Source organism: Achromobacter aloeverae, from assembly GCF_004121055.1.
Classification (GTDB): Bacteria; Pseudomonadota; Gammaproteobacteria; order Burkholderiales; family Burkholderiaceae_B; genus Bordetella_C; species Bordetella_C aloeverae.
The window spans coordinates 308280-334692 of the sequence record NZ_PYAL01000004.1; the positions used below are offsets into that span (position 1 = coordinate 308280).

General features: G+C 66.8%; 22 protein-coding genes. 14 read left to right on the forward strand and 8 right to left on the reverse strand.

Annotated features, from left to right (window positions below; all coding sequences use genetic code 11):
- The first annotated feature begins 47 nt into the window (after positions 1-47).
- From C7R54_RS15385 to C7R54_RS15400, 4 genes are all read left to right on the forward strand, one after another.
- Entirely contained in the window at positions 48-992 is a 945-nt protein-coding gene (locus C7R54_RS15385; RefSeq protein WP_129151319.1) for a LysR family transcriptional regulator, read from the forward strand.
- A 221-nt stretch (positions 993-1213) separates the two neighbouring features.
- A complete protein-coding gene (locus tag C7R54_RS15390; protein ID WP_129151320.1) occupies positions 1214-1558 on the forward strand; it encodes a hypothetical protein in 345 nt (114 codons plus the stop codon).
- A 41-nt stretch (positions 1559-1599) separates the two neighbouring features.
- The gene (locus C7R54_RS15395; RefSeq protein ID WP_129151321.1) at positions 1600-2349 is read left to right on the forward strand and encodes an alpha/beta fold hydrolase; all 750 of its coding nucleotides are present in this window, start codon (positions 1600-1602) and stop codon (positions 2347-2349) included.
- A gap of 85 nt (positions 2350-2434) precedes the next feature.
- Positions 2435-3427 (forward strand): tripartite tricarboxylate transporter substrate binding protein, encoded by a 993-nt coding sequence (locus tag C7R54_RS15400; RefSeq protein WP_158021214.1) that lies wholly within the window; start codon positions 2435-2437, stop codon positions 3425-3427.
- Between the two features lie 122 nt (positions 3428-3549).
- Here C7R54_RS15400 and C7R54_RS15405 read toward each other — a convergent pair whose 3' ends face one another.
- Genes C7R54_RS15405 through C7R54_RS15415 form a run of 3 tightly spaced genes read right to left on the reverse strand, consistent with a single transcriptional unit; the run spans position 3550 to position 7469 of the window.
- Complete coding sequence (locus C7R54_RS15405) at positions 3550-4734, reverse strand: SGNH/GDSL hydrolase family protein (RefSeq protein WP_158021215.1); 1185 nt, start codon at positions 4732-4734, stop codon at positions 3550-3552.
- A gap of 7 nt (positions 4735-4741) precedes the next feature.
- Entirely contained in the window at positions 4742-5947 is a 1206-nt protein-coding gene (locus C7R54_RS15410; RefSeq protein ID WP_158021216.1) for a DUF459 domain-containing protein, read from the reverse strand.
- 7 nt (positions 5948-5954) lie between these two features.
- Positions 5955-7469, reverse strand: coding sequence for an MBOAT family O-acyltransferase (locus C7R54_RS15415; protein ID WP_129151325.1), 1515 nt, complete (start codon positions 7467-7469; stop codon positions 5955-5957).
- A 382-nt stretch (positions 7470-7851) separates the two neighbouring features.
- On the opposite strand from C7R54_RS15415, the gene C7R54_RS15420 reads away from it, so the two are divergent.
- The 3 genes from C7R54_RS15420 (at position 7852) to C7R54_RS15430 (ending at position 10689) form a co-directional block, all read left to right on the forward strand.
- Positions 7852-8763 (forward strand): TauD/TfdA dioxygenase family protein, encoded by a 912-nt coding sequence (locus C7R54_RS15420; RefSeq protein ID WP_129151326.1) that lies wholly within the window; start codon positions 7852-7854, stop codon positions 8761-8763.
- 99 nt (positions 8764-8862) lie between these two features.
- The gene (locus C7R54_RS15425) at positions 8863-9828 is read left to right on the forward strand and encodes a tripartite tricarboxylate transporter substrate binding protein (RefSeq protein ID WP_129151327.1); all 966 of its coding nucleotides are present in this window, start codon (positions 8863-8865) and stop codon (positions 9826-9828) included.
- A 144-nt stretch (positions 9829-9972) separates the two neighbouring features.
- Positions 9973-10689, forward strand: coding sequence for a GntR family transcriptional regulator (locus C7R54_RS15430; protein ID WP_129151328.1), 717 nt, complete (start codon positions 9973-9975; stop codon positions 10687-10689).
- Between the two features lie 56 nt (positions 10690-10745).
- On the opposite strand, the gene C7R54_RS15435 is transcribed toward C7R54_RS15430, so the two are convergent.
- A complete protein-coding gene (locus C7R54_RS15435) occupies positions 10746-11591 on the reverse strand; it encodes an IclR family transcriptional regulator (RefSeq protein ID WP_129151329.1) in 846 nt (281 codons plus the stop codon).
- A gap of 184 nt (positions 11592-11775) precedes the next feature.
- Between C7R54_RS15435 and C7R54_RS15440 the strand changes: the two genes are divergently transcribed.
- The 7 genes from C7R54_RS15440 to C7R54_RS15470 are packed head-to-tail and all read left to right on the forward strand — an operon-like array spanning position 11776 to position 18701.
- Positions 11776-12873, forward strand: coding sequence for an ABC transporter ATP-binding protein (locus C7R54_RS15440; protein WP_129151330.1), 1098 nt, complete (start codon positions 11776-11778; stop codon positions 12871-12873).
- 2 nt (positions 12874-12875) lie between these two features.
- On the forward strand, positions 12876-13772 hold the full coding sequence (locus tag C7R54_RS15445; protein WP_129151331.1) for an ABC transporter permease: 897 nt from the start codon (positions 12876-12878) through the stop codon (positions 13770-13772).
- 14 nt (positions 13773-13786) lie between these two features.
- Positions 13787-14581: an ABC transporter permease gene (locus C7R54_RS15450; RefSeq protein WP_129151332.1), complete on the forward strand. Its 795-nt coding sequence runs from the start codon at positions 13787-13789 to the stop codon at positions 14579-14581.
- Positions 14582-14621: 40 nt separating this feature from the next.
- Positions 14622-14972, forward strand: coding sequence for a (2Fe-2S)-binding protein (locus C7R54_RS15455; protein ID WP_129151333.1), 351 nt, complete (start codon positions 14622-14624; stop codon positions 14970-14972).
- On the forward strand, positions 14969-16444 hold the full coding sequence (locus C7R54_RS15460) for an FAD/NAD(P)-dependent oxidoreductase (RefSeq protein ID WP_129151334.1): 1476 nt from the start codon (positions 14969-14971) through the stop codon (positions 16442-16444). Before C7R54_RS15455 ends, C7R54_RS15460 begins: the two co-directional genes overlap by 4 nt.
- Positions 16441-17613, forward strand: coding sequence for an NAD(P)/FAD-dependent oxidoreductase (locus C7R54_RS15465; RefSeq protein WP_129151575.1), 1173 nt, complete (start codon positions 16441-16443; stop codon positions 17611-17613). Before C7R54_RS15460 ends, C7R54_RS15465 begins: the two co-directional genes overlap by 4 nt.
- On the forward strand, positions 17610-18701 hold the full coding sequence (locus C7R54_RS15470; protein WP_377813765.1) for an ABC transporter substrate-binding protein: 1092 nt from the start codon (positions 17610-17612) through the stop codon (positions 18699-18701). Before C7R54_RS15465 ends, C7R54_RS15470 begins: the two co-directional genes overlap by 4 nt.
- Here the strand turns inward: C7R54_RS15470 and C7R54_RS15475 are convergent.
- From C7R54_RS15475 to C7R54_RS15490, 4 genes are all read right to left on the reverse strand, one after another.
- Entirely contained in the window at positions 18698-22147 is a 3450-nt protein-coding gene (locus tag C7R54_RS15475; RefSeq protein WP_192903670.1) for an acyl-[ACP]--phospholipid O-acyltransferase, read from the reverse strand. The genes C7R54_RS15470 and C7R54_RS15475 overlap by 4 nt on opposite strands.
- 179 nt (positions 22148-22326) lie before the next feature.
- Positions 22327-23838 carry a fumarate hydratase gene (locus C7R54_RS15480; RefSeq protein ID WP_129151335.1) on the reverse strand — a complete coding sequence of 504 codons (1512 nt, stop codon included), beginning with the start codon at positions 23836-23838 and terminating at the stop codon, positions 22327-22329.
- A gap of 14 nt (positions 23839-23852) precedes the next feature.
- Positions 23853-24830, reverse strand: coding sequence for a Bug family tripartite tricarboxylate transporter substrate binding protein (locus tag C7R54_RS15485; protein WP_129151336.1), 978 nt, complete (start codon positions 24828-24830; stop codon positions 23853-23855).
- 62 nt (positions 24831-24892) lie between these two features.
- A complete protein-coding gene (locus tag C7R54_RS15490) occupies positions 24893-26233 on the reverse strand; it encodes a class-II fumarase/aspartase family protein (RefSeq protein ID WP_129151337.1) in 1341 nt (446 codons plus the stop codon).
- Positions 26234-26413 lie beyond the last annotated feature (180 nt).

Here is a 26413-nt window from a genome sequence, read left to right on the forward strand (position 1 = left end):
CCGCAGTGGCGTCATTTTTTCTTGTTTATGGCGCCTTAGATTCACCAATGAGCGAACGTTTGAACGGCATCGAGGCCTTCGTCGCGGCGGTCGAGACAGGTAACTTCGCGCTCGCGGCGCAACGCCTGCATCTCACCCGCTCGGCGGTGGGCAAGAGCGTCGCGCGGCTGGAAGCGCGCCTGGGCACCCGCCTGTTCCACCGCACCACGCGCAGCCAAAGCCTGACCGAGGACGGCCTGGCCTATTACGAGCGTTGCCGCCGCGCGCTGGCGGAACTGGAGGCCGCGGACGCCGCCATCGAGGCAGGACGCCAGGAGCCCCGCGGCATGGTGCGCATCACCATGCCGGAGCTGATCGGCCGCACGCGCATCGCGCCGCTGTTGCTGGAACTGGGGCAGCGTCATCCTCAACTCGGTTTCGACGCATCGTTCAGCGACCGGTCAGTCGACCTCATCGAAGAAGGCTATGACCTGGCCATTCGCAGCGGGCCGCTGGCCGATAGCGCGGTGCTGGCGGCGCGCCTCCTGGGCCAGCAATGCATGCGGGTGTACGCCGCGCCAGCCTACCTGGCCGCGCACGGCGGTCCGGATAGCGTGGCGGCCTTGATGGCCGACCTGGATCGATATGCCTATGTGGGCTATTCGCGCCATACCGGGCCGCATCCGTGGCAATTCCATGATGCGGATGGACGGGTGATCGACCTGTATGTGCCGGCGCGCCATGGTTTCGGCTGCAACAGCCTGGAAGTGACCGCCATGGCCGCCTGCCAGGGCATGGGCCTGGCGCGGCTGCCGCGCTGGCTGGTGGCCGATGCGGTGGCCGAGGGCCGACTGGTGCCGGTGTTCGATGAGCCCCATCCTTTCGGCTACGCGCTGAATGCCGTGTGGCCGCACGCGCGCGCCTTGCCCTTGAAGACGCGCGTGGTGATCGATATGCTCGCCCAGCGCCTGCCTCCGTTGCTGGCCGCGGGGCCGAGCGGCATGAGCGCGTGATGCGTGATGCGTGATGCGCGGGTCGTCGGGGCTTGGGGTTTGCGGCATGCCTCGCGTCCGGTGCCTAGAAGCATCAATTTTTCGTAAGAGGCAAGCCATTGCGACTTCGGATCGGAAGCAATGGCTGGGGTTACGAAGGTTTTCTCAGAAAGGCTGCGTACTTTCAGAAAACCCCTTCCGTAAGAAAACCCCTTCCGTACCCCCCTGAAACGGATCGCCATATGCTGGACTCCTCCTCCTCCTCCTTGCCCGCCTGCGCCGCGCCCGCGCCAGGGCCCTTTCTTATCGATATCGGGGCCATGCCCGCCGACGGGCCACGCGTGATCGGCGTCGTGACGCACAGGCTGGCGCATATGGGCCGCGCTGCGAAGAAGCGCCACGCGGGCGACGCCATTCGCGCGTCCGCCGCCATGCCGCTGTTACCGCAGCCGCAGGCGAGCGCAAGCGCGGGTCCGCGCGACATGCGATGGGACGAACCCGTGGACGTTCCGCTCGTGACGGCCAGGCCGGGGGCGTTAGCTTATCGAAATCTTGTATTTGTTCGCGGAGAGCACGGACCCGAATAATCGATGCCTGTCGATTGTTTTGTTCGTAGCGAGAAGTCCGCATGCCTGTCGCGAATGTCGGTGACACCGCTTTGTACTACGAGGACGCCGGCGATCCCGCGCGTCCGGCAATTCTTGCGCTGGCCCCCGGTGGCCTGGATTCCCAGGCCCGTTTCTGGGGCGTGCGCGCGAATGGCGAACCGCGCAATTTTCCCGATCCCCGGCCGTTCCTGGCGCGGGATTTCCGGCTGATCACGCTGGACCAGCGCAACGCGGGAAATTCGCGCGCACCTTATACGCGACCCGTCACCTGGGACGACTATGCCGCGGACCACCTGGGCCTGCTCGACCACTTGGGCATCGAGCGCTTCCACATCCTTGGCGCCTGCATCGGCGGCCCGTTCGGATTCAAGCTCATCGAGCGCGCCGGCCCGCGCGTGGCCTCCTTCGTGGTGCAGGCCACATCCGGATTGGACGCCCGCAACCGCGAGCACTTCGACCATTCCTTTGATTCGTGGTCCGCGGGCTTTCGGGCGCGTAGACCCGACGTCGATCCCGCGCTGCTGGCGCGGCAATACCAGGCGCTGTTCGGCGCCGACTTCATTTTCTCCGTCGATCGGGATTTCGTGGCCACCGTGACCACGCCGCTGTTGATACTGCGCGGCCACGACACGCCGCATCCGGGTGTGATCTCCGACGAGATCCATGCGCTGGCGCGCGATACGCGTATCGAGGATGCCTGGGAAGGCGAGGAAAACCGCGCTCGCTACCCCGGCCTCCTGCTCGACTTCTTTTACGCGCACCCGGTCTGACGCGGGTCGCGATCCGGCGGCCAGTCGTCCGTCGACCCGCTTCCTCGCCATGCGTTTTGCCACGAGTCTAGCCACGAGGTCCACCATGCCCTTCGCTCCCACCCGCCGTCGGCTGCTCCGCGCCGCGCTGGCGTCCGCCGCCTTGCCTTCCCTATTCGCTTCCCTATTCGGCGCGAACGCCGCGCGCGCCGCAACCCCGACCCGCCTGGTCGTGCCGCTGGCGCCCGGCGGGGCCATGGACCTTCTTGCGCGCAAGCTGGGCGAGGCCTTGGGCGCGACCCTGCGTACGCCTTTCGTCATCGAGAACCGCCCGGGCGCGGGCGGGAACATCGCCTTCGAGCATGTCGCCAAGGCCGACCCCGACGGCGCCACGCTGCTCCTGTCCGGCAGCGCGCTGGTGGCCAACATCACCTTGATGCCGGGCGCCGCGCGCTACGACCCGCTCACCAGCTTCAGCCCGGTCGGGATGGTCGCGACCAGCCCGCTGGTCATCGTCGTCGCCGGCCATTCGCCCATCGCCACCTGGGCGGATCTGCTCCAGCGTGCGAAGACCCAGGGCGTGACGGTGGGAACGCCGGGCTTTGGTAATGAACCCCACGTCGCGATCCTGAAGATACGCCAGGCGCAGGGCGGTGATTGGCGCGCCATTCCCTACAAGGGCGCGGGGCCCGCCACGGTGGCGGCGATGGCCGGCGAAACCGACGCCGCCGCCGGCGCCTTGCCAGGGATGTTGCCGCATCTGGCCAGCGGCAAGCTGCGCGCCTTGGCCGTCATCCAGGCCCGGCGCTCTCCGCTGGCGCCGGCGATTCCCAGCCTGGCCGAGGCCGGCACCGTGATTCCCTTCAGTCCGTCCTGGTTCGGCTTGCTGGCGCCGGCCGGCACGCCGGCGCCGGTCGTCGACCGTGTCGGCGCCGCCTTGCGCGCGTTGTCGGGGCAGGATGCGTTCCGGGGGCAGCTCAACGCCCTGGGTTTCGAACCTGCCGACAGCAGCGAGCAAGCGTTCGCGCGGCAATTGCGATCCGACGGTGCGAGCCTGCCCAAGTTGCTGGCGGCGCTGGAGCACGCATCCGCGCAGTGAGGTAGCGGGGGGCGACCCGCGCGGAAGAGGAGCGTTCGCGGCAGGGCGCTGATTCGGCGCCGGCCGCTGAACGCCGGCGCTGAATGCCGGCCGCTGAATGCTGAACGCTGAACGTCGGGCGCTTAGCGCGACCCGGCTGCGCCGCGCAAATGAAGCAGGCCGGCCAGCAGATCGCCGGCGGCGCGTTCATAGCCTTCCTGGCTGAAGTGCACGCCGTCCTTGCGCGCCAGGTTCTGGGCCACCCATTTTCGCATCGAACATCCGCCGCCCATGGCCTGCTGCCAATCCCAGTAGAGCGTGTGTTTCTCCTTGGCGACCGCGCGCTGTTCCTGTTGCACCACGTTCAAGGACGGCGCGCGCTGGCCGCATACGCCCCCCTTGAGGGACGATAGCGATTCCGGCGCGCCGATGATCAGGATGGCGCTGCGCGGGAACCTGGCACGCAATTGGTCGATGGCTGTTTCCAGCGTCCGCCGGTACTCCCGCGGGTCCAGGTTGGTGCGGAAGGCTTCATTGGTGCCGTACGCGAGCGCGATCAGGTCGGGCTTGCCCAGGGCCAGGTCGTCCATCCAGCCGGAACGCCACCGGTCCCACTGCGACAGCTCGGACCCGTTGATGCCCACGGCGGAGACGATGGCGCCCGGCCGTTCGCCGCGCATCCACCATCCGCCGATACGGGTATTCGGGCTGCCTTCCGTGGTGACGATAAAGGGCAGGCGGGCGGTGAACGTCGCTTCCGACCAGGCGCCGTCGGCGCGCCTGGCCTTGACGTCCAGCACCTCGCTGTCCGCATCGATGATATGCAAGGGCGGGTCGCCGGCGGCCTGGCTGACCACCATCACGATGTTCTGGCGCGGGCTGTCATCGGACTTGGTCTTGAGGGTCAATTGCCCGCCCACGCCGGTCCCCTGCGCGATCAGGCCGCCAAAGGGATAGTCGGCCTCGCCGGCGTTGCGGCTGTTGACCAGTTCCCAGCCTTCTTGCTCGTAGCCCACGCGGGCCAGGCGCTGGCCGCTGGCGTACATCGACATGGCCCAGCCTATGCCGCCGTCACCCAGCCGCTGCTGCAATTCGGTGCGCAGGTAGTCGGTGAAATAGTCGCCCGCCGTGTGCGAATCGCCGATTTGCACCATGTGAAAGCCATCCTCCCGTCCCGCGGAGGGGGTCAGCAGGGCTGCGATGCGCGTCGCGTTCCTGTCGCCGTAATCGTAAAGCGCGTGGGCTCGCGCCGCCGGCGCAAGCGCGAGCAGCGCGGCGACCAGGGCTGACGCGGCAAGCAGGATACGAGGGCGGGACATCGAAAACATGGGCGACTCACTGTGACGAAACCGGCGGCGGCAGACGGAGCTTATCCAAAATCCGCGCCGCCAGGTATTTCTGGCCGGCGACGGAGAAATGGATGCCGTCGCCGCTACGCATCTTGGTGGCCTTGCCATCGACCATGATGGAGTCGCTGTAGTTGCCATTACCATTGGCATTGCCGTTGCCATTGCCATTGCTGCTGCCCTTGCTGCCGCCATTGTCGGCCGCCAGCAAATGGCGCGTGTCCATGAATACCGCCCCCTGTTTCTCCACTTCGTCCTGCACGACCTGCATCAGCCATACCATCTGGCCGTCCAGTTTCGCGGCCTTCATGCCGGGCGCGCCTATCCACAGGGTGCTCACGCCCCGGGCGGCATTGGACTGGATGATGCCGGCGATGCGCTGGCGGTAGACCGTCTCCCATTCGGGGGTCTTGAAGCGGAGGAATTTCGCGCCCTTGTTGGCGGGGTCGGGCATGTCCCAGGGATCGTTCGGGCCCAGCATGATGACCAGCAGCCGGATGCCCGGGTCCTTGAGCAAGGTGCGAGAAATGGTTTCCGGCCAGTTGAACGCGTTCGGATAGGACAGGCCCGTGCTCTGCTTGCTCAGGTCTACGCCGTCGATGCCGTATTGCGTCTTGAGCGTGCGCAGCAGGTGGGGCGCGATGCCCTGCATCAGCGAATCGCCGGCCATGAAGACCTTGCCGGGCGGCGCGATCATCAGATAGCTGGCGCGCCGCTGCGCCTCGGCGCGCTGCTGCGCTTCCAACGCCAGGGCGCGGCCGCGTTCGTCCTGCGCGGCCTGCTGCGCGCGCAGGCGCGCGTCGGTTGCCGCCTTCAGCGCATCGGCTTCCTGTTTTCGCCGCGCCAGCAGTTCCGCGGCGGCGCGGCGCTGGTTTTCCGCTTCGACCTTGGCCTCGCGCTCGCGCCGGTAGAAGTCCTCGGTCAGGACGAAGTTCTGGTTGGCGTCATCGGTCAGCCTGGCGGAGCCGGCATCGATGGACTTGCCGGCGTTGTCGATCGCGCCGCTGAGGTCGGCCCAAAGCCGCTGCCCCGACTTCCACGCTCCGTTCGTTTCCAGGGCCGCGAGCGGATAATCGCGGTGATAGGTCTGCTGGAAATAGATGGCGATGGGGCCCTGCATCAGCCAGAGCGAGGCCAGCGCCACGAATATCAGCGAAACCAGGGTCGATAGTGCTTGCGTACGCGGGGATGCCATGGCGGGTTCAGAAGTTGGCATACATGAAACCGGGAATGCCTGACGGCGCCAGCAGCACGATCAGGACGAAACCGGCGAATATCAATGCCGGACGAAGCAGGGCGGGGAGCCGGGCCAGGGCGCCGGCGCAATGCTCGGGCAGGCGACGCCCCGCCGGATAAAGGGCCCACAGGACCAGCATGGCCAGCAGCACGGGCAAGGTCCAGGGGCCGATGCGGACGTCATGGACGTTGTGGCCCAGGGCATGGAATAGCGGAACGACTTCGCCGAGATCCTGGATGGGGAACAGGATGAAGCAGAAGCAGACGAACTGCACGGTCAGGAAAGTCGAGAGCACCCGCGCCGGCAAACCGAGGCCGGCGATGAAGTCGCGCTTGCGGCCGTTGGCGCGCCAGCCCGGCAGGCGGGCGAACACGTTGTCGCCGATGTTCAGCAATACCAGGCCCAGGCCATGCAGCAATCCCCACAGCGCGAACTTCAGGAAGTAGCCACTCCAGCCATGCCAGATGCCGGACAGGACCATGGCCGCCAGCAGGTTGAGCTGGGTGCGCGCGAAACCGCCGCGGTTGCCGCCCAGCGGGATATAGAGATAGTCCCGTATCCACATGGAAAGGCTGATATGCCACCGGTTCCAGAACTCGCGCAGATTGTGGGCCAGCAGCGGGGCGCGGAAATTGACCGGCAGGCGCAGGCCCAATAGCAGGCCCATGCCGACGACCAGGTCGCTATAGCCCGAAAAATCGAAGAACAACTGCAGGGTGTAGCCTTGGATCGCGGTGAAGATGTCCAGGGCGTGGTATTCGGAGGGGTTGGCGAATACCGGGGTGACCACATGCGACGCCAGCCAGCCGGACAGCCACCACTTCTTGGCCAGTCCGGCCAGGATCAGGCACAGCGCGAAGGTCGGCGCGATGATGTGGCGCGGCTCGCGCGCCTTGATCTGGTCCAGCGCGTTGCATGGGGCATTCCGGTAGTCGGTCAGGCCCTTGGCGTCGGTGACGCGCTGGATGGGGCCGGCCGTCACCGTCAGGAACAGGCCGAAATGCCCCAGCAGTTCCAGCAAGGCCAGGCGCCGCCCAAGCTGGATATCCCCGCGCTGGCAGTCGACCAGGTAGCTGATGCCCTGGAAGGTGTAGTAGGACAGGCCCAGCGGCAGCAGCCATTGGTTTCGCAGGTCGATGTCCAGGCCGTGGCCGGCGAGCAGTTCGCCCAAGGGCACTCGCCAGGGCTCGGCGTACTTCCAGAAAAGCAGGTTCAGCACCGCCAGCGTCACGCCGGCAAACAGCCAGGCCTTGCGGCCGCGTGCCGAATCGCTGGCTTGCATGGCCTTGGCGACCAGGTAGACCAGCACCGTGAAAACGACGACGGATGCGACCACGCGGCCCGACGCGTAGTGCCACAGCAAGGCCAGGCTGGCCACCGTAAGCAGGCCGTTCTGGATATCGGGTCGGGGGCGGAAGAGCCAATACAGGAGGAAAAAAGCGGGAAATCCCAAGCCGAATTCAATGGATATCAGGCCCACGAGGTGTTTCTCTTTTCATCCTGGTTGTTCTTGTAGCTGTCGCCGGCGCACGTTTTCCGTGCGGCGCCGGTAGTTGCCGCCGTTTCTCCCGGGCGTGGCGCGGGGCTCGATCCGCGCGTGCAGCCGGTTTTTGGTTGCCGGGAGCATATACCGATGAGTTGACATATGGATAAACGTCTCGTTGGATTTATTTTCATCGCGGAGGCCTTTTCCTCCTTTGTTTCGCGCGAGATGAAAAATAGATATTCAAAATCAATGGTTTGGATTCTTGAACATTGTCGATGTCGACAATGTTCAAGAATGGAAATATGATGCGAAGCGTGGCGGGGCGGCCACATCGAACGCCCGCGGCACCGCGTGCCACCATCCAAAGGAGAGACAAATGAGTGAAATCACCGTGCGCCCGCTGGGTTATGCCGCCGGCGCGTCCGTGACAGGACTGGACCTGCGCACCGGCCTGCGGCCCGAGCAAAGGGAGGCCTTGCGCGCCGCCTGGCGCGAGCACCTGGTGCTGGTCTTGCCGGGCCAGGACCTGAGCGCGGAACAGTTGATCGCCTACACCCGCAATTTCGGGGAAGTCGAGCGCAACGACAGCGTGCCGTATTACCGCGACCCGGATCATCCCGAGGTCCTGCTGGTCACCAACAAACCGCGCGACGGCAAGCCTTCGCAAACGCGCAATACCGGCAGGAACTGGCATTCCGACCTCAGCTACACCAATCGGCCGGCCATGGGGTCGGTGCTGATGTGCAAGGAAAAGCCCCCGGTGGGCGGCGATACGATGTTCGCCAACATGTACATGGCGTACGAAACGCTGAGCGCCCCGTTCCGGGCCTTCCTGGACGGCTTGCATGCCGTGCATGACATCACCCTGATCAAGGGTTTCGAGCGGCGCGACCCCGCGCAGATCGCCGAACTGAAGAAGCGCAATCCGCCCATCGCGCATCCGGTGGTGCGCACGCATCCGGAAACGGGCCGCAAGCTGTTGTTCATCAGCGACCGCGTGCGCAGTTTCGTGGGCATGACCGAGGAAGAAAGCCGTCCCATCCTGGATTTCCTCAATCGCCACGCCACCACGCCGGAATTCGTCTACCGCCATCGCTGGGAGATCAACGACATCGTCATGTGGGACAACCGCTGCACGCTGCATATCGCGCTGCCGGATTTCGACCAGACCAAGCTGCGCCACATGATGCGCTGCTCCCTGCTGGGCGAGCCGTCCGGCTATGTCATCCAGGACGACGCGCCCATGGACGAGCAGGCCGCCCGCAGCGCCATCGCCGCCGTGTCCTGATCGTGCCGGCCCGCGAGCCTGGGGCGATCGCCAGAAGGGCGCCGCTTCGGGACGGCAGGGCCTGACAAAACAAGATTCAGAAAGCCAGGAGACAACTAAATGATCAGGACAATACGAAAAGCGGCGCTGATCGCCGCCTGTGCGCTGATGCCGCTATGGTCCGGCGCGGTGCGCGCGGAGCAACCGATCAGGCTGATGGTGGGCTTTCCGCCGGGCGGGACGACCGACGTCATCGCGCGGCTGGTGGCGCAACGCATGGCGGAGGACCTGAAGACCTCGATCGTGGTGGAAAACCGCGCGGGCGCCAGCGGCAACCTGGCGGCCTCGATGGTGGCCAAGGCCGATCCCGACGGCAAGACCCTGTTGTTCGCACCGAGCAGCCACGCGACCAACGCATCGCTCTACACCAACCAGCCCTTCGACCCCGTCAAGAGTTTTCGCGCTGTCGGGCTGGTGGCCGTGACGCCCTACGTGCTGGTGGTCAATCCCAGGATCGAGGCCCGCAATGTGCATGATTTCGTCGCCTATCTGAAAAAGAACCCGGGCAAGGTCGAGTTCGCCTCCGCCAGCCCGGGAACCGGGCAGCACCTGGCGGCCGAACTGTTCAAGATGGAGGCTGGCGTGGATATCATGCATGTGCCTTACAAGGGCAGCGCGGCGGCCTTGCCCGACCTGATCGGCGGGCGCGTGCCGATGATGTTCGACAACATCGCCGTCATGTTGCCGCACATCCAGGACGGGACGCTGCGGCCGCTCGCCATTACCTCGACGCAGCGGTCGAAGTTCCTGCCGGATACGCCCACGGTGGCGGAAAGCGGTTATCCGAATTTCGAGGTGCTCGGCTGGTTCGCGCTGCTGGCGCCGGCTGGCACGCCGGACAAGATCATAGGCGCCTATAACGATGCGCTGAAGAAAGTCGTCGCGGACCCCGGCTTCGTCGCGCAACTGGGCAAGCTGGGTGGCGAGGTGGCCATGCGCAGCCCGGCCGGGACCGATGCCTTCATCGCCGCGGAGGTCGAAAAATGGGGCAAGGTCATACGCTCCGCTCATATCCAGATCAATTGACCGGCGTGCGCAAGGCGGGCCGAGCCCGGGCGATATACTAGCGCCGCGGCCGGTGGGCGGGGCGCCGCGCGCCGCCCGACCGCGATCTCCGCGCACCATGATTCCAATTGACGGTCAGAGACCTCAGCTCCCCTCCCGCCTTCCATGACGCGAACATCAAAGCCGGTTGTAGACGACGTGCTGCCCTTGGGACGCAGGTCCAAATCCCTGCCTGAACAGATGGCCGACCAGTTGGAGCAGTCCATACAAAACGGCGTCTTCGGGCCAGGGGAAAGGTTGAAGGAAGAGATACTGGCCGATCGCTATGCCGTCAGCCGCACCACGGTGCGCGAGGCGATCGGGGTGCTGGAGCGGCGCGGCTTGATTGAACGGGTGCCACGGTTCGGCGCCCGCGTCCGGGAAATCGACGCTGAAGGTATCGAGGAAATTTTCTGCATCCGCGCGCAATTGCTGGGATTGGCGGCGCGGCGCGTCGCTCAGGCGCGCGATGACGCCGCGCTGGCGCAATTGCGACGCCAGGTCGAGCGGCTGCGCCAACTTGCCGACAAGCCGTCCACGGCTCCCGCTGCCTACGCCAGGGTTTCGATCGAGACGCAGCAGCTGCTGATCAACGCCGTGGGCTGGAAGCAGTTGCCGGTGATGTACGAGGGCCTGAGCAACCAGGTGCTCTGGAAAATATCCGTGCGGGGCAAGTCGCTCAGCTTCCAGACCCCGCAGCGGCGCAGCGAATCCGCGGGCGATTGGCAGCGGCTGCTGGAAGCGGTGGAGGCAGCCAAGCCCGATGCGGCGGAGGAGGCGGCCAGGCTCTTGCTGGCCGCTTCGTATCGCGCCGTCCAGGAACGCCTGGCCGATATGGGTTGAACGCCCCTTGGCCGGCGGTGCGTCGCTGCCGGCTTTGGCGCAGGCCCGTGCGTGGGCTATTCCCGGTTGCCGGTGCCCAGGAATTGGCTGGGCCGGCGCAGGGCCGGGTCGAAAGGGTTGATCTGGGCGCCCATCAGTCGCGCTTCCTTGTGCAGCATCTCGACGATGAGCGGCAGGCGCTCGGGACTCATGCGCTCCGACGGCGCGGCCACGCTCAACGCAGCGACGGTTTCGCCGTTGCGGTCCTCGACCGGAACGGCCAGGCCGGAGATGCCCGGGAACAGTCCCGGGCCGCTGCTGAACACGTAGTTGGTCTCCAGGCATTCCTTGATGCGCACCCGCATGGAGATCTCGTCGATGAAGCCCAGATGATGCAGCCGCGGGATGTTGAAGCGTATGACTTCCTCCCGTTCGGCGGCGGGCAGGCGCGCCAGCAGGATGAGGCCGGCCTGCCCCAGACCTAGCGGCACGCGGCCGCCGATATCACCCGAATGCGAACGCACCGGGAATGGGCCGTCGATGCGATCCAGGCAGACGGCGTCGAAGCCGTGTCGCACCAGGATGAAGATCGTGTCGTTGAGCATGCCGCACAGGCGCAGCATGGAAGGCCGGTAGACCTCCCGCAGGTTGGAGCGGAAGCGTCCCGAGGTGGCCGCCAGCGCATAGAAGGCGACGCTCAGTTGATAGGCCTTGCTGTTCGCAGGCTGCTCCACCACGTCTTCCTGCATCAAGGCCTGCAGTACGCGGTGCGTGGTGGCGGGCGCCTGGCCCGCCCGCGCGGCGATGTCGGTCAGGCGCAGCTTCTCGCCCTTGGCGTCCGCCAGCACCCGCAGCACCGAAAACGCCCGTTGCAATGCGCCGGGGGCGGCGCCTTCCGTCCCGCCGAGGTCTTCCTTCGCCATGATCGGATTCCGTCAGTAAAAATTTATCGCTGATAATGGGTGGCTAAATTCTACTCTGCTGAAAAATACACAAAGAAATTCTCTTATACGGAAAACCCTAATTGCCGCTCCCATGGGCTGAAACCTAGACTGGCCTTCGTCTTTCCACGGTTACTCCCGCCAAGACGCGGGAGGCAAGGCGCCCATGTCATTTCTGCGGCTGGAAAAAATCTCCAAGAGCTACGGCGACCTCCAGGTCGTGCGAGACCTCGACCTCAGTGTCGAGCAAGGCGAGTTCGTTTCCCTGCTGGGACCGTCGGGCTGCGGCAAGACCACCACCTTGCAGATGATCGCGGGATTCGCCGATGTCACCCGTGGGCGGGTGGTCCTGGACGGCCGCGACATCACCTATGCCAAGCCCAATACGCGCGGCCTGGGCATCGTGTTCCAGAGTTATGCGCTGTTCCCCCACATGACCGTGCGCGACAATGTCGACTTCGGCCTCTTGATGCGCAAGGTCGCCAAGGCCGAGCGCGCCGAACGCGTGGCGCAAGCGCTGGCGCTGGTAAAGCTGGAAAAACATGCGGACCGCTATCCGCGCGAACTGTCCGGCGGCCAGCGCCAACGCGTGGCGCTGGCGCGCGCCCTGGTGATACGTCCGCCGGTGTTGCTGCTGGACGAGCCGCTCTCCAACCTGGACGCCAAGCTGCGCGAGGACATGCAGTACGAACTGCGCGCCATCCAGCGCAAGACGGGCACCACCACCATCATGGTCACGCACGACCAGGCCGAGGCCCTGTCGATCAGCGACCGCATCGTCGTCATGCAGGACGGCCGGGCGACGCAAGTCGACCAGCCCTACCGCATGTACGAGCATCCGCGCAGCGAGTTCATCTCCAACTTCGTCGGCAAATCCAATCTGCTGCGAGGGGCCGTGACACGGGCGGGCGTCGAAGCGGAAATCCGTTGCGGCGCCCTGGCATTGGCGGTGGACGGCACGGGCCTGCGCGCGGGCGACGAAGTGAAGGTATCGTTGCGGCCGGAAAAGCTGGTGCCCGTGGCCGCCGGCGCGGGCAAGCTGGATGCCATGGTTGCCGGCCGCTACTTCCTGGGCAGCCAGTGGATGTACGAAATGCAGACGCCGGTCGGCGCGCTGACCGTGCTCGCCCCCAACGACGGCAGCGCTCCCCACGACGACGGCGCGCGCATCGGCCTGGACTGGGCCGCCGGCGTGGTGCGTGTCCTGCCCGTGTCGGCGGGGCCGTGCGCTTCGGACGGTTCCCCTGTCGCGCCGGAGGCCTGAAAATGGGCGTTGGAACCACCACCACGTCCGCCGTCGTCCGCAACCGCCCGCCGCCTCGGCTGGACGGCCTGCCGGCCATCCTTGGCTCCATCCCGCTGACGCTGCTGTTCCTGACGCTGGTGCTGACGCCGTTGGGCCTGACCATCGTGCTGTCGTTCAACCCGTTCGACTACAACAAGGGCGTGCTGCCCGGCCATACGCTGGCGCACTACGCCATGGTGTTCAGCGATCCCTATTTTTTGGGGATATTCTGGCGCACCTTCTGGATCGCCGGGCTGACGACGCTTATCTGCGTCCTCATCGGCGCACCGGAAGCCTACATCCTGTCGCGCATGCGCAAGCCGTGGCGGTCCATCTTCCTGCTGGTGGTGCTGTCGCCGCTGCTGGTCTCGCTGGTGGTACGGGCGTTCGGCTGGAGCATGCTGCTGGGCCCGGCCGGCCCGCTGGGCAAGGCCGCGCAGGCCTTGGGACTGGGGCCCTTGCTGTACACGCCCACCGCCATCATCGTCGCGCTGGTGCATGTGATGCTGCCGTTCATGGTGATTCCAGTGTGGACGTCCTTGCAGAAGCTGGATCCCGCCGTCGAACAGGCCGCCTACTCGCTCAATGCCCCACGCCTGCAGACGCTGCTGCGGGTGGTGCTGCCGCAGACCGCCCCCGGCATTCTTTCGGGCAGCCTGATCGTATTTGGCCTGAGCGCCAGCTCCTTCGCCATCCCGGCACTGCTGGGTGGCCGCCGCCTGAAGATGGTCGCCACCATCGTCTATGACGAATTCCTCACCGAATTGAACTGGCCGCTCGGCGCGGCCATCGCCATCCTGCTGCTGGTGGCCAACGTGATCATCATGATGGCCTACAACCGTGTCATCGAGCGCTCGTACCGGCGCAGCCTGGGTTGACCGGAGGTCCGATCATGCAAAAAAACGGTCCTGTCGCGCTGGCATTCAATTGCCTGGTGGTGGCCTTCGTGCTGGCGCCGCTGGTCGTCGTCTGCCTGGTCGCCTTCACGCCGGCGTCCACGCTGACCATTCCCACCACGCAGTTTTCGCTGCGCTGGTTCCGCGCGGTGTTCGAGCACGCGGACTTCATGCAGTCGTTTCGCAACAGCCTGTGGCTGGCGACGCTGTCGGCCACGTTCTCCGTCTGCCTGGCGGTGCCGGCCGCCATCGCCATCACGCGCTACCGATTCATCGGCCGCGACCTGCTCAACGGGCTGTTCCTGTCGCCCTTGATGATTCCCCACCTGGTGCTGGGCGTGGCGCTGCTGCGCTTCTTCGCATTGATCGGCCAGACGGGCAGCTTCGCGTGGCTGGTGGTCAGCCATACCGTCATCGTCACGCCCTATGTGTTGCGCCTGGTGATCGGCGCGCTGGTCGGCTTCGATCGCTCCATCGAACACGCGGCGCTATCGCTGAACGCCAGCCGGGCCACCGTGTTCTGGCGCATGACGCTGCCGCTGATCATCCCCGGCATCTCCGGCGGCTGGCTGCTGGCCTTCATCAACAGTTTCGACGAACTGACCATGTCGGTCTTCATCACGTCGCCCACCACCATCACGTTGCCGGTGCGCATGTATATGTACGCCACCGAGTCCATCGACCCCATGATGGCGGCGGTCTCGGCGCTGGTCATTGCGCTGACGGCGTTGACCATGTTGCTGCTGGACCGGGTCTATGGCCTGGACCGCGTGCTGGTGGGACAGAAATAGCGCGGCCCCGCGGTCGCCTCGAGACAAAACCGGAATCATCATGCCGATACTCAAACGCCTTGCCGAAACCGCGCGCGCGCCGGTGGCGTTCACCCTGGATGGCGCGCCGGTCCAGGCTCTGATGGGCGATACCGTATTGACCGCGGTGCTGACGCATATCGACCATGTCCGCCGTTCCGAGTTCAGCGGCGGCGCGCGTGCCGGGTTCTGCATGATGGGGGCGTGCCAGGATTGCTGGATGTTGCTGGAAGAGGGCGGGCGCGTCCGCGCCTGTTCGACGTTCATCGAGCCGGGGATGCGGCTATTGTCGCAATGGCCGGCTGCGTGGCGGACCGGGCAGCCCACCGCCACGGCTGCCGCGCCGGCCGCGGACGTGGAGGCGGGGTCATGAGCGCGACGCCACGCCCCAAGCGCGACGCCGGGGACCAGGTGGCGCAGCGACAGGAGGGTAGTCCGGCCAGCGCCGGGCCCCAGCCCGTCATCATCGGCGCGGGTCCCGCCGGCATACGCGCGGCCGAGGCGCTGGTCGCGGCCGGCCTGCGCCCGCGCGTACTGGATGAGAGCCCCCGCGCCGGCGGCCAGATCTACCGGCAACCGCCAGCCGCGCCGGGCTACACGCGCACGCCGGCCACGCTGTACGGCTTCGAGCATCGCAAGGCGAGCACGCTGCACCGCCTGATGGCGCGGCTGGCGCCGTACATCGATTACGAGCCGAACTCGCTCGTATGGAATCTCGACAACGGCGTGCTGGATGTCCTGCGCGACGGAGTGAGCCGGCAAGTGCCGTATCGCCAGCTGATCCTGGCGACGGGCGCCACCGATCGGGTGCTGCCCTTGCCGGGCTGGCTGACGCCAGGCGTCTACACGCTGGGTGGCTCACAGGTAGCCTTGAAGTACCAGGGCTGTGCCATCGGCAGCCAGGTGGTATTCATGGGCACCGGGCCGCTGCTGTACCTGGTCGCGTACCAGTACGCCAAGGCCGGCGCGCGCGTCGCCGCGGTGCTGGATACGTCGCGTTTTTCCGATCACGCCGCGGCCTTGCCGGGCCTGCTGCGCGCGCCGGTGCTGCTGGCCAAGGGCCTCTACTACATGGCGTGGCTACGTCGTCATGGAATCGTCCTGCACCAAGGCGTGCGGCCCTTGCGCGTGTTGGGCGACGGCCGGGTCGAGGCGGTGGAGTGCCGCACGGGCGACCGGACCTTGACCATCGCCTGCGACGCGCTGGGCTATGGCGTGGGTTTGCGATCCGAAACCCAGCTGGCCAGCTTGGCGGGGTGCCGGCATGCGTTCAATGCGCGGGACCGGGCGTGGCTGCCCACCCGTGACGCCGCGGGTCGCTCCTCGGTGCCTGGGGTGTACCTGGCCGGCGACGGCGCGGGAATCGCGGGTGCCGATGCCGCCGAGTTGTCGGGCGAACGCGCCGCGTTGGCGCTGCTGCAGGACATGCAACTGCCCGTCGATGGCCGCCGTATCCGTCATCTGGATGGCCGCCTGCTGCGGTGGCAGCGGATCCGCGACGCGCTGGAACGTGCTTTTCCTTTTCCCGAGGACTGGGCGGCGGACATCGCCGACGACGTCGTGGTGTGCCGCTGCGAGGAAATCCCCGCCGGCGCATTGCGCGCGTCGGTCGCCGGGCAGCACTCGCGTGAACTGAATCGACTGAAGGCATTGACGCGCGTGGGCATGGGGCGTTGCCAGGGCCGCATGTGCGGCGCCGCGGCGGCCGAGGTGCTGGCGGGGGCTTGCGGGGTCGGCCCCGACCAGGTCGGGCGGTTGCGGCCGCAGCCGCCGGTCAAGCCGGTGCCCGTGCACATGATCGTGGAGGCTTCCAGCTTCGCGCCCGAAACGGGAGGCCAGCCCTGATGGAACGCATCGATACCGAGGTCGCCATTATTGGCGGCGGCATCATCGGCGCCAGCGCGGCCTTGTTCCTGCGGCGCAGGGGCGTGCCGGTGACACTGCTGGAGGCCGGGCTGTGCGGCGCCAAGGCCAGCGGCGTGAACTACGGCGGCGTGCGCCGCCAGGGGCGGCCCGTCGCGCAGATGCCGCTCACGCGGCGGGCACACGAACTCTGGGGGCAGCTGCCGGCGCTTATCGGCACCGATGGCGAGTATGTGCGGTCCGGCCATCTGAAGCTGGCGCGTACCGAAGTCGACATGGCCGCGCTGGAGAGCTATCGCCAGGCTACGCGCGGCCATGGCATGCACCTGCGCATGCTGAGCCGCGCGGACCTGGACCGGCACTATGGCTGGCTGGGTGACGAGGTGATCGGCGGGTCCTTTTGCCCGGACGACGGCCATGCCAATCCCAGGCTGGTCTCGCCGGCGTTCGCGCGCGCGGCGTTGGCGGCGGGCGCGGTGCTGCGCGAATCCTCGCCGGTGACCAGCGCCCTGCATGACGGCAGGCGTTTCATCCTGCGAGCGGGTACGGCGCTGGAAGTGACATCGTCCTTCCTGCTGAATTGCGCGGGCGCCTGGGCGGGACATTTCGCCGCTGCGTTCGGAGAGGCGGTGCCCGAGACCTCGATACATCCGCTGATGATGGTGACCGAGCCCCTGCCGCTGTTCATGGACGTCAGCCTGGGCATGCAGGGTGGCGGCATCTATGCGCGCCAGGTGGCGCGCGGCAATTGCGTGATCGGCGGCGGCCGCGGCGTATCGTCCGACCCGGATTTCGCAAGGCCCGGCCGGGAGGCCGTGCAGGCCTTGCTGGCCAACGCGGCCGCCTTGCTGCGCCCTTTGCGCGGGGCGCACGTCATCCGCTTCTGGAGTGGCGTGGAAGGCAGCATGCCAGACCACAATCCCGTGCTTGGCCCCAGCATCACCACGCCTGGGCTGTTCCACGCGTTTGGCCTGTCCGGCGCGGGCTTCCAGGTGGGGCCGGCGATCGGCGAAGTGCTGTCGCAGCTGGTGGTCGACGGCCACACCAACATTCCCATCGATGCATTCCGCATCGACCGGTACGCGGCCCCCGCTCATGAGGCCGCCGGTTCCGGTCATACGTTCCGTGAGCAAACGCTGGAGGCATCATGATGACGACAGACACCCATCGCGGCCATGGGGTTCGCAATCCCGTGCGCACGCTGGCCTGCAAGTGGCTGGCAGGACTCCTGGCCACGACGGCGCTGTCCGCCGGCGCCATGGCGCAACAGAAAACACTCTATGTGGGCATGAACGGCGGCGACATGGAACGGGCCTTCACCCAGCATGTTTTTCCCGCTTTCGAGAAAGCCAACAACGTCAAGATCGTCGTCGTGCCTGGCACGTCGACGGAAGTGCTGGCCAAGGCCCAGGCGTTCAAGGACAAGCCGCAAATGCACGTCATGTTCCTGGACGACGGCGTGATGTCGCGCGCCATCTCCATGGGCCTGTGCGAGAAGATCCAGGACGGCGCGGTACTGCGGCAGCTGTATCCCGCCGCGGTGATGAAGGACGGCATGGCGGCCGGTATCGACACGGGCATGACGGGCCTGGGCTACAACACCCATATCTTCAAGGACAAGGGTTGGGCCCCGCCCACGTCGTGGATGGACCTGGCCGATCCCAAGTACAAGGGCAAGGTCGTTTTCCAATCGGCCGCCAGCAGCACCTTCGGCCTGCATGCCTTCCTGATGTTCAACCGCATCCAGGGCGGCAAGGACCAGAACGTCGAACCGGGCTTCGGCAAGTGGAGTTCGACCATCGGGCCCAACGTGCTGGAATACATCACCAATTCCGCCAAGCTGGCGGAGATGATCCAGTCCGACGAGGCCGCGATCTTCCCGCTGACGCCGACCGCCATCGCGCGCCTGAAGAAGCGTGGCATCCCGGTGGAATACGCGCAGCCCAAGGAAGGCTCGGTAATCCTGGTGGTGGGCGAGTGCGTGGTGGCGAAGAACTCGGAACCGGAACTGTCGCAGAAGCTGGCCGCCTACCTGCTGTCCAGGGAGGCGCAGGAAGCGGCGCTGGAGTATGGCGGCCACTTCCCGTCCAACCGCGACGTCAAGGGCACGGGTGACAATGTCGCGGTGCTGAAGCAGTTCCAGGACTACATGGCGAACGCCAAGGTCCTGGACTGGGACGCCATCAATGCCACCCGGCCCGCGTTCAACGCGCGCTGGAACCGGGTGATGGAGCGCTAGGCGGGGTCGGCCGCTTCGTCGGCCGCTTCCTCGTCCGCTTGCGCCGGCGCCTGGGCCGCCAGCGCGGCCATCGTTACGTAGTCGAGCTTGCCGGTGCCCAATACCGGCAGCCGGTCCAGGATGCGGATGTCGCGGGGGATCATCAGTTCGGTGACGCCATGCGCGCGGCCCCATTGCTGCAGCGCCCTGGAATGCGCGTCGGACGCGGTGGTGAACAGCACCAGGGTTTCTCCCTTCCTGGGATCGGGGCGCGTCACCACGGCGTGCTCGAAGCCCGGCCAGCAGGCGCCCGCCAGGTTTTCGACGGCGGGCAGGCTGATCATTTCGCCGCCGACCTTGGCGAAACGCTTGGCTCGCCCGCGGATGGTGATGAAACCGGCGGTGTCCACGCTGACGATGTCGCCGGTGTCGTGCCAGCCCTCCGCCGGCGGTTGCAGCACGCCGGGCGCGTCGGCGAGCATATAGCCGGCCATGACGTTAGGCCCGCGCAGGTAGAGCCGCTGCCCTTCGGCTATGCCCGGCACGGCTTCGAGCCGCGCCTCGATCCCGGGCAGCAGGCGACCCACGGTACCCGCCTTGAAGTGCATGGGCGTATTCACCGCGATCACCGGCGCGCATTCCGTGGCGCCGTAGCCTTCGAGGATGCGCAGGCCGAACTTCTCGGCATAGGCCCTGTGCGTTTCCTCGCGCACCTTCTCCGCGCCGGCGAAGATATAGCGCACCGAGTAGAAGTCGTAGCCATGCGCCATGCGCGCGTAGCCCGCGAGGAACGTATCGGTGCCGAACAGCACGGTCGCATTGGCGTCGTAGGCGAGTGCCGGCACCATGCTGTAGTGCAGGGGGCTGGGATACATCACGGTGCGGATGCCATTGAGCAAGGGCAGCAGCATGCCGCCGGTCAGGCCGAAGCAGTGAAAAATGGGCAGCGCATTGAGGATCACGTCGCTGGCGTTGTAGTCCACGCGCGCGGCAAGCTGCGCACAATTCGACAGCAGGTTGCGGTGCGTGAGCACGACGGCCTTCGGGGTGCCTTCGGAGCCGGACGTGAACAGGATAGCTCCGGGCGCGTCCGGGCCGATGCCCAGCCTGGCGTGGCGCGCGGCGGCGCCGCGGATCGTCAGCAGGGCCCGGAATTTCTCGGCGGCGCCGATGCCGGCGCCCATGTCTTCCAGCCAGGCGACGCGCACGCCATCGGCTTCCAGCGCCGCGACCGATGCGCCCAGATTCGCCTGTTCGACGAAGGCCCGCGCGGTAACTACGGTACGGATCCGCGCCGTCCGGCAGGCCGACCGCATATTGGCCACGCCCGCCGTGAAATTCAGCATGGCCGGAACCCGGCCGCTGGCCTGGCAGGCGAAGAAAGCGACCACCGCGCCGTTGATATTGGGCAGCATGATGCCCACCGCCTCGCCCGCTTGCGTGCCAGCGGCCAGTCGCTTGCCCAGCAGCCGCGCGGCGGCGATCAGGCGGTTGTAGGTCAGCGGCTTGCGCTTCACATCCTCCAGCACCCTGGCCTTGCCGCCGTGCACGGCCCGCGCTTCGCAGAGCGCGCCGAACAGGGTATTGGCGGCCCGCGACGTCGAGAAAAGCATATTGCTCATTTCGTCGTACAGAAGGCGGCCGGCGGCTTCCCGATGCTGGCGCGCGGTCAGCCCTTCCTCGACGTGGAAGCGGCGCGGCGCCAGCACGGTGAGGCTGATCCTGGGGAACCAGCGCGACCGCACCTTTCCCTTCAGGTAGCTGAAGGGCGTGTATTGCGGGCCATCCAGGCGCACGGGGATGATGTCGGCGTCGGCCTTGTCGGCAACCATGCCGGGTCCGTCGAATACCTTCATCAGCGCGCCGGTGACGGTGATGCGTCCTTCGGGAAAGATCACCAGGGTATTGCCTTCGCGCACCGTCCTGATCATCGCCTTGGTCGACATCGGATTGGTCGGATCGACCGGGAAGGCCTTGAACAGCTTCAGGAAGGGCTTGATCCACCAGGACTGGGCGATGGTGGTATTGACGGCGAAGGTCGGCTTGCCCGGCAGGAATGCGCCCAGCAGCAGGCCGTCGAGGAGGGATATGTGGTTCACCACCACCACGGCGCGCTGGCCCGGCTGGGGCATGTGCTCCAGGCCCTTGACCTCCACGCGATAGATCGCGCGCAATACCAGGCGCACCACGTCCTTGAAAAGGGTTTCCGGCAGCAGCCAGATCGACACGAAGGCGACCACCAGCGTGGCGAAACCCAGCACGCCGATGATGCCCGGCACGTCGACGTCCGCCGCCAGCAGGGCCGCCACCGCCAGCACGGCGAGCACGGTGACGCCTGCATTGACGATGTTGTTGGCGGCGACCACGCGCGAACACTCGTCGGGGGGGCTCATGACCTGGAGGATGGCGTACAGCGGCACGACGAACATGCCGCCGGCGAACGCGACCACGCCAAGGTCGACGAGGATGCGCACCGAGCCGGGCGTCGCCAGGAACTGCGCCGCCGAGGCGCCGGCCGTCTGGGCGGTGAAGCTGCTGGTCGACAGCCACAGGTCGATGAGACCGAGGGCCATGGCGAGCGCCGAGATCGGTACGTAGCGCGCGGAAACCTCGCCTTTCTGCAAGCGGTTCACGGCGATCGAGCCGGCCGCGATCGCCAGCGAGAACACGACCAGGAATAGCGTCGCCACTTCCTGCGAGCAGGACAACCTGTCCGAGACCAGCGGCGCGAACTGCGAGACCAGGACCGCGCCCGCCGCGAAAAGCCAACTGATGCCGAGGATGGCCAGCCACACGCCGCGGATGCGGCGCGCGATCGACATGATCCGCCAGGTACTTTTGAAGACGTTCCAGTCGATATGCTGCGGCGTGCCCAGCGGCGGGGCGGACGGGACGGCGAGACTGGCCAGCAGGCCGAGCACGGCCAGGACCATCAACACGATGCCGGCCTGGTGGACCGAGATCACGCCGGCCAGCAACTGTCCGGCGAGGATGGCCAGGAAGGTGCCCGCCTCGACCAGGCCGGTTCCGCCCATGAGTTCGTTTTCGGCCAGCTGCTGCGGCAGGATGGAGTACTTCACGGGGCCGAACAGGGTGGAATGCAGGCCCATGCAGAACAGCGCCGTCAGCAGGAGCGGTACGGACAGCAGCCAGAAGCCGACCAGCGCCAGGCCCATGATCGCGACCTCCGCCGCCTTGACCCAGCGAATCAGCAGCGCCTTGTCGTAGCGGTCGGCCAGTTGTCCCGCCAGCGCGGAAAAGAGGAAATACGGCAGGATGAAAAGCCCCGTGGCGACGGTGGCCAGCATCTTCGCCCGTGCCGGGTCGGCGGCATACAGGCCGAAGTTCGCCAGGAACAGCAGGGCGTACTTCAAGAGGTTGTCGTTGAAGGCGCCCAGGAACTGGACCAGGAAGAGGGGGCCCAGGCGGCGTTTGGCCAGCAAGGAGAAATGGGGGGATGCGCTCATGTGTGCTCTCTTCCTCAAGGCGACAAGACGGGCGTGCTTGTTCTATTCATCGGGACTCGCTGGAGTCCCGGTGCTTGATTGCGGAAGGGATAGTACGACGCGCCGATGCCGGCCATCAACGGCCGGCGTCGGATCCGCCAGGCTCCGTGATCGCCAGGGATGCGCGTTAGGGATGCTCGTTAGGGACGCGAGGGCATCGGGGCTGTCCGCAGCGCATGGATGGCCCGCCCACGGGCGTCCACCGCCACGGTGACCGGCATGTCGATCACCTCGAATTCGTAAATGGCCTCCATGCCAAGATCCTCGAAGGCGACGACACGGGCCGACCTGACGGCCTTGGATACCAGGTATGCCGCGCCACCCACCGCGCTCAGGTAGGGCGCGCCGGCGCGCCTGATGGCGTCGATGGCGACCGGGCCGCGTTCCGCCTTGCCCACCGTGACCAGCAGTCCGGTCTGCTCCAGCAGGGCGGGCATGAACTTGTCCATGCGGGTGGAGGTGGTCGGCCCCGCGGGACCCACGGCCTCGCCGGCGACCGGATCCACCGGCCCGACGTAGTAAATGGCGCGGTTGCGCAGGGACACCGGCAAGGGGCGGCCCTGCGCCAGCAGGTCCGCCAGCCGCTTGTGCGCGGCGTCGCGCGCGGTGAGCAGCTTGCCCGAGAGCAGCAGTGTCTGGCCCGCGCGCCAGGTGGCCGCCTGGTCGCGGGTCAGGGTGTCGAGGTCCACCCGCAGTCCGGACTGCGCGGGCAGCGCGTCGGGTATGCCATCCCATAGCGCGGCCGGTGGCGGCGTGAAGCGTGCCGGGCCCGCGCCATCCAGCGTGAAGGATACATAGCGCGTGGCCGCGCAATTGGGCACCAGGGCGACGGGCAGCAAGGCGGCGTGCGAGGGCGCTTGCGCGATTTTCACATCGAGCACGGTGGTGTCGCCGCCCAGGCCCTGGGCGCCTATGCCCAGCGCATTGACCCTCTCGTGGATTTCCAGGCGCAAGCGCTGCGCCTCGTCCCGCGGCCCCTGCGCGCGTAGCGCCTGGATGTCGATGGGCTGGAACAGCGCACGTTTGGCCAGCGCCATGACCTGTTCGGGCGTCCCGCCCACGCCCACGCCCAGCACGCCCGGCGGACACCAGCCGGCCCCCATGCCTGGCAGCTGCGCGACCACCCAATCGGCGACCGAATCGCTGGGATTGAGCATGGCGTAGCGCGCCTTGACGTCGCCGCCCCCGCCCTTGGCCACTACGGTGAATGCCATGGTGTCCCCCTCGACCAGCTCGATATGCACGATGGCAGGCGTGTTGTCGCCGGTATTGGCGCGCCGACCGAGCGGTTCGCGGATCATCGAGGCCCGCAAGGGATTGGCGGCATGCGTGTAGGCCCGCGCCACGGCTTCGTTCGCCAGCGTCTGCAAGGTCGGGGTGGGACCCGTGCCCCCGCCCCGCACGCGCGCATCCATGCCCAGGCGGACGTAGACATGCGCCACGCCCGTGTCCTGGCAGATGGGGCGATGCGCCTGGGCGCTCAGGCGGCTGTTGATCAGCAGCTGGAGCAGGGCATTGCGGGCGGCCGGCGCGGTCTCCGCCGCATGGGCCGCCTTGAGCGCTTCGACGAAGTCCGCCGGGTGGTAGTAGCTGACGAACTGCAAGGCATCGGCAATGCTGTCGACGATGTCTTCGGCGAGGATTTCGCGCATATCCGGGCGAGACCTTATTCCAGGGTGATGCCGGCTTGCTTGATGACGCCGGCCCAGCGCTGCACTTCCTGCGCGGTGAACGCCTGGAAGGCGGCGGGCGCGTATTCGGCGTCGGTCAGGAGCTGGATGCCTTGTCCGGTCATCTGGCTGGTGAAGGCCTGGTCCTGCAAGGCGCGACGGTAGGCGTCGTACATCGTGCTGACCACGGCGTCGGGCGTACCCTTGGGCGCGTACAGGCCGTACCAGGTCGAGACCTGGAAGCCGGGGATGGCCTTTTCCGCCACGGTGGGGACGCCGGGAAACTGGGCCATCGTTGTGTTCGAAGTCAGTCCCAGCGCGCGCACCTTGCCGCCGCGCGTCTGCGGCAGGGCGGTATTGGTCTGGTCGAACATGGCGTTCACCTGGCCGCCCATCAGGTCGTTGAGCGCGGGGCCGGCGCCCTTGTAGGCAATGGGCGTGATCTGGATGCCGGCCTGGCTGGCGAACAGCGCGGCCACCAGGTGCGATGTCGACCCCACGCCGGCATTGCCGAAGTTGATCGCGCCGGGACGGGCCTTGGCGTCGGCGATCAGGTCGGACACGGTCTTGTACGGGGATTTTTCCCCGACCAGGAGCACCAGCGGCGTGTCGGGGAAGCGGAATACCGCCTTGAAGTCCTTTACGGGGTCGTAGGACAGGTGCTTGTACAGCGACGGGCCGGCCGCCATGTAGCCGATGTGGCCGACCAGAAAGGTATAGCCGTCCGGCGCCGCGCGGGCCGCCCGGCCCGAGCCGATGGTGCCGCCTGCGCCGGCGACATTCTCGATCACGATGCTTTGCTTCAGTTCCTGCGCCACGCGAAGGGCGATGTTGCGCGCCATCGCGTCGGTCGGGCCGCCGGGCGCGAAGGGCACGATCCAGGTGATGGCGTGGTCGGGATAGTTCTGGGCTTGGCTTGTGCCGTGCAAGGCCAGCCCGGCTACGGCGGCCAGGGCCGCGATCCAGTGTTTCATGCGTGTCTCCGTAGGTGTTGTCGAATGTTTTGGGGTGTTGAAGGTGGTGCTTACCGTGGCGCTCAGGCCGTGCCACGCATGCGGTCCACCATCCGGGGCGCGGCGCCGAGGTAATTGGCGGGGTCGCATAGCTGGTCGATGGCGGACGGGTCCAGCCGCGCGGCGACGGCGGGCTGCTCGCGCAACACGTCGGCCAGCCGTCGGCGCGAGGTATAGGCTTCGCGGCAGGCGTCGTAGACCACGTCGTGCGCGGTCTGGCGACCGATATGAGGCGCCAGGCCCATCATCACGGCTTCGGCCACGATCAGTCCGCCGGAAATATCGAGATTGGCGGCCATGCGGCGGGTATCGACTTCCAGGCCGCCCAGCATGAAGCAGGCTTGGCGCAACGAGCCGGCGGTCAGCACGAAGGCTTCGGGGATGGCGGACCACTCCACATGCCAGGGGCCGGTGGCCCGCTCGAAGTCCTGCAGCATGGCGTCGAGCGCCAGGCCGGCGTGCTGGCGCACCGTCTTGGATGCGCTCCACATCAGTTCGCAGGAGATGGGGTTGCGCTTTTGCGGCATGGTGCTGGAAGCACCCCGGCCCTTGACGTAGGGCTCGAAGGCCTCGCCGAGTTCGTTGGTCATCATCAGCATGATGTCCAGCGCGATCTTGCCCAGCGACCCCGTGACCAGCGCCAGGAATTGCACCGTTTCGGCCAGGCCGTCGCGCGCGACGTGCCAGGTGACCGGCGCGCAGCCCAGCCCCAGCTCTTTCATCAGCGCACCCTGCACCGCCAGCCCTTGCTCGCCCAACGAGGCCAGCGTGCCCGCCGCGCCGCCGAACTGGCCCACCAGCGCGCGTGGGCGCAACTGGGCGAGACGTTCGCGGTGGCGGCGGATCATCAGCAGCCAGACCGCCGCCTTGTAGCCGAACGTGATGGGCAGCGCATGCTGCAAGTGGGTGCGGCCGGCCATGGGCGCGTCGCGATACTGCTGCGCCAGCCTGTCCAGGATGCCGTCGAGCTGGTCGAGGTCGGACTCGACCAGCGCGAGCGCGTCGCGCATTTGCAGCACGGTGGCGGTGTCCATGATGTCTTGCGTGGTGGCGCCCCAGTGCAGGTATTCGCCCTCGGCGCCGCACAGATGGGATAACTGATGGACCAGCGGCAGGATGGGGTAGCCCACGATCTCGGTCTCGATCTTCAGGCGCTCCATGTCCAGGCGGGCGCGGGGCGCGCGCTCGCAGATGGCCTCGGCGGCTTCGGCGGGGATTACGCCCAGCCGTCCCTGCACGCGCGCCAAGGCCACTTCGACCTCGACGTAGCGCCGCACGGTGGCATCGTCGTCGAAAACGGCCCGCATCGCGGGCGTGCCGAACATGTCTTTGAATATCGTCGATTCGAGTACGGAAATGGGCATGGTGCCTTCCTGGTTACGAACTGGGCCTGCTGCGCGGGGACCGTCGCCTTTTGGCCGGCCTGGCCGCCGCGTCGCTGGTGCCTCGTCTGCCTTAGGTTGTACGTTCTAATTTAAATGTTCGTACATTTAAACCGGAAATCCGACGGCGCGTCAACAAGGCGGAATGGACCCGGGGGCTGC

Excerpts from the sequence above, each read along its gene's own strand:
- C7R54_RS15400 (WP_158021214.1), top strand. The coding sequence starts at position 2,435 with ATGCCCTTCGCTCCCACCCGCCGTCGGCTGCTCCGCGCCGCGCTGGCG.
- C7R54_RS15425 (WP_129151327.1), top strand. The coding sequence starts at position 8,863 with ATGATCAGGACAATACGAAAAGCGGCGCTGATCGCCGCCTGTGCGCTG.
- C7R54_RS15410 (WP_158021216.1), bottom strand. The coding sequence starts at position 5,947 with ATGGCATCCCCGCGTACGCAAGCACTATCGACCCTGGTTTCGCTGATA.
- C7R54_RS15455 (WP_129151333.1), top strand. The coding sequence starts at position 14,622 with ATGCCGATACTCAAACGCCTTGCCGAAACCGCGCGCGCGCCGGTGGCG.
- C7R54_RS15450 (WP_129151332.1), top strand. The coding sequence starts at position 13,787 with ATGCAAAAAAACGGTCCTGTCGCGCTGGCATTCAATTGCCTGGTGGTG.
- C7R54_RS15430 (WP_129151328.1), top strand. The coding sequence starts at position 9,973 with ATGACGCGAACATCAAAGCCGGTTGTAGACGACGTGCTGCCCTTGGGA.
- C7R54_RS15480 (WP_129151335.1), bottom strand. The coding sequence starts at position 23,838 with ATGCGCGAAATCCTCGCCGAAGACATCGTCGACAGCATTGCCGATGCC.
- C7R54_RS15470 (WP_377813765.1), top strand. The coding sequence starts at position 17,610 with ATGATGACGACAGACACCCATCGCGGCCATGGGGTTCGCAATCCCGTG.
- C7R54_RS15390 (WP_129151320.1), top strand. The coding sequence starts at position 1,214 with ATGCTGGACTCCTCCTCCTCCTCCTTGCCCGCCTGCGCCGCGCCCGCG.
- C7R54_RS15395 (WP_129151321.1), top strand. The coding sequence starts at position 1,600 with ATGCCTGTCGCGAATGTCGGTGACACCGCTTTGTACTACGAGGACGCC.
- C7R54_RS15405 (WP_158021215.1), bottom strand. The coding sequence starts at position 4,734 with ATGTTTTCGATGTCCCGCCCTCGTATCCTGCTTGCCGCGTCAGCCCTG.
- C7R54_RS15385 (WP_129151319.1), top strand. The coding sequence starts at position 48 with ATGAGCGAACGTTTGAACGGCATCGAGGCCTTCGTCGCGGCGGTCGAG.
- C7R54_RS15440 (WP_129151330.1), top strand. The coding sequence starts at position 11,776 with ATGTCATTTCTGCGGCTGGAAAAAATCTCCAAGAGCTACGGCGACCTC.
- C7R54_RS15475 (WP_192903670.1), bottom strand. The coding sequence starts at position 22,147 with ATGAGCGCATCCCCCCATTTCTCCTTGCTGGCCAAACGCCGCCTGGGC.
- C7R54_RS15420 (WP_129151326.1), top strand. The coding sequence starts at position 7,852 with ATGAGTGAAATCACCGTGCGCCCGCTGGGTTATGCCGCCGGCGCGTCC.
- C7R54_RS15490 (WP_129151337.1), bottom strand. The coding sequence starts at position 26,233 with ATGCCCATTTCCGTACTCGAATCGACGATATTCAAAGACATGTTCGGC.
- C7R54_RS15435 (WP_129151329.1), bottom strand. The coding sequence starts at position 11,591 with ATGGCGAAGGAAGACCTCGGCGGGACGGAAGGCGCCGCCCCCGGCGCA.
- C7R54_RS15460 (WP_129151334.1), top strand. The coding sequence starts at position 14,969 with ATGAGCGCGACGCCACGCCCCAAGCGCGACGCCGGGGACCAGGTGGCG.
- C7R54_RS15485 (WP_129151336.1), bottom strand. The coding sequence starts at position 24,830 with ATGAAACACTGGATCGCGGCCCTGGCCGCCGTAGCCGGGCTGGCCTTG.
- C7R54_RS15445 (WP_129151331.1), top strand. The coding sequence starts at position 12,876 with ATGGGCGTTGGAACCACCACCACGTCCGCCGTCGTCCGCAACCGCCCG.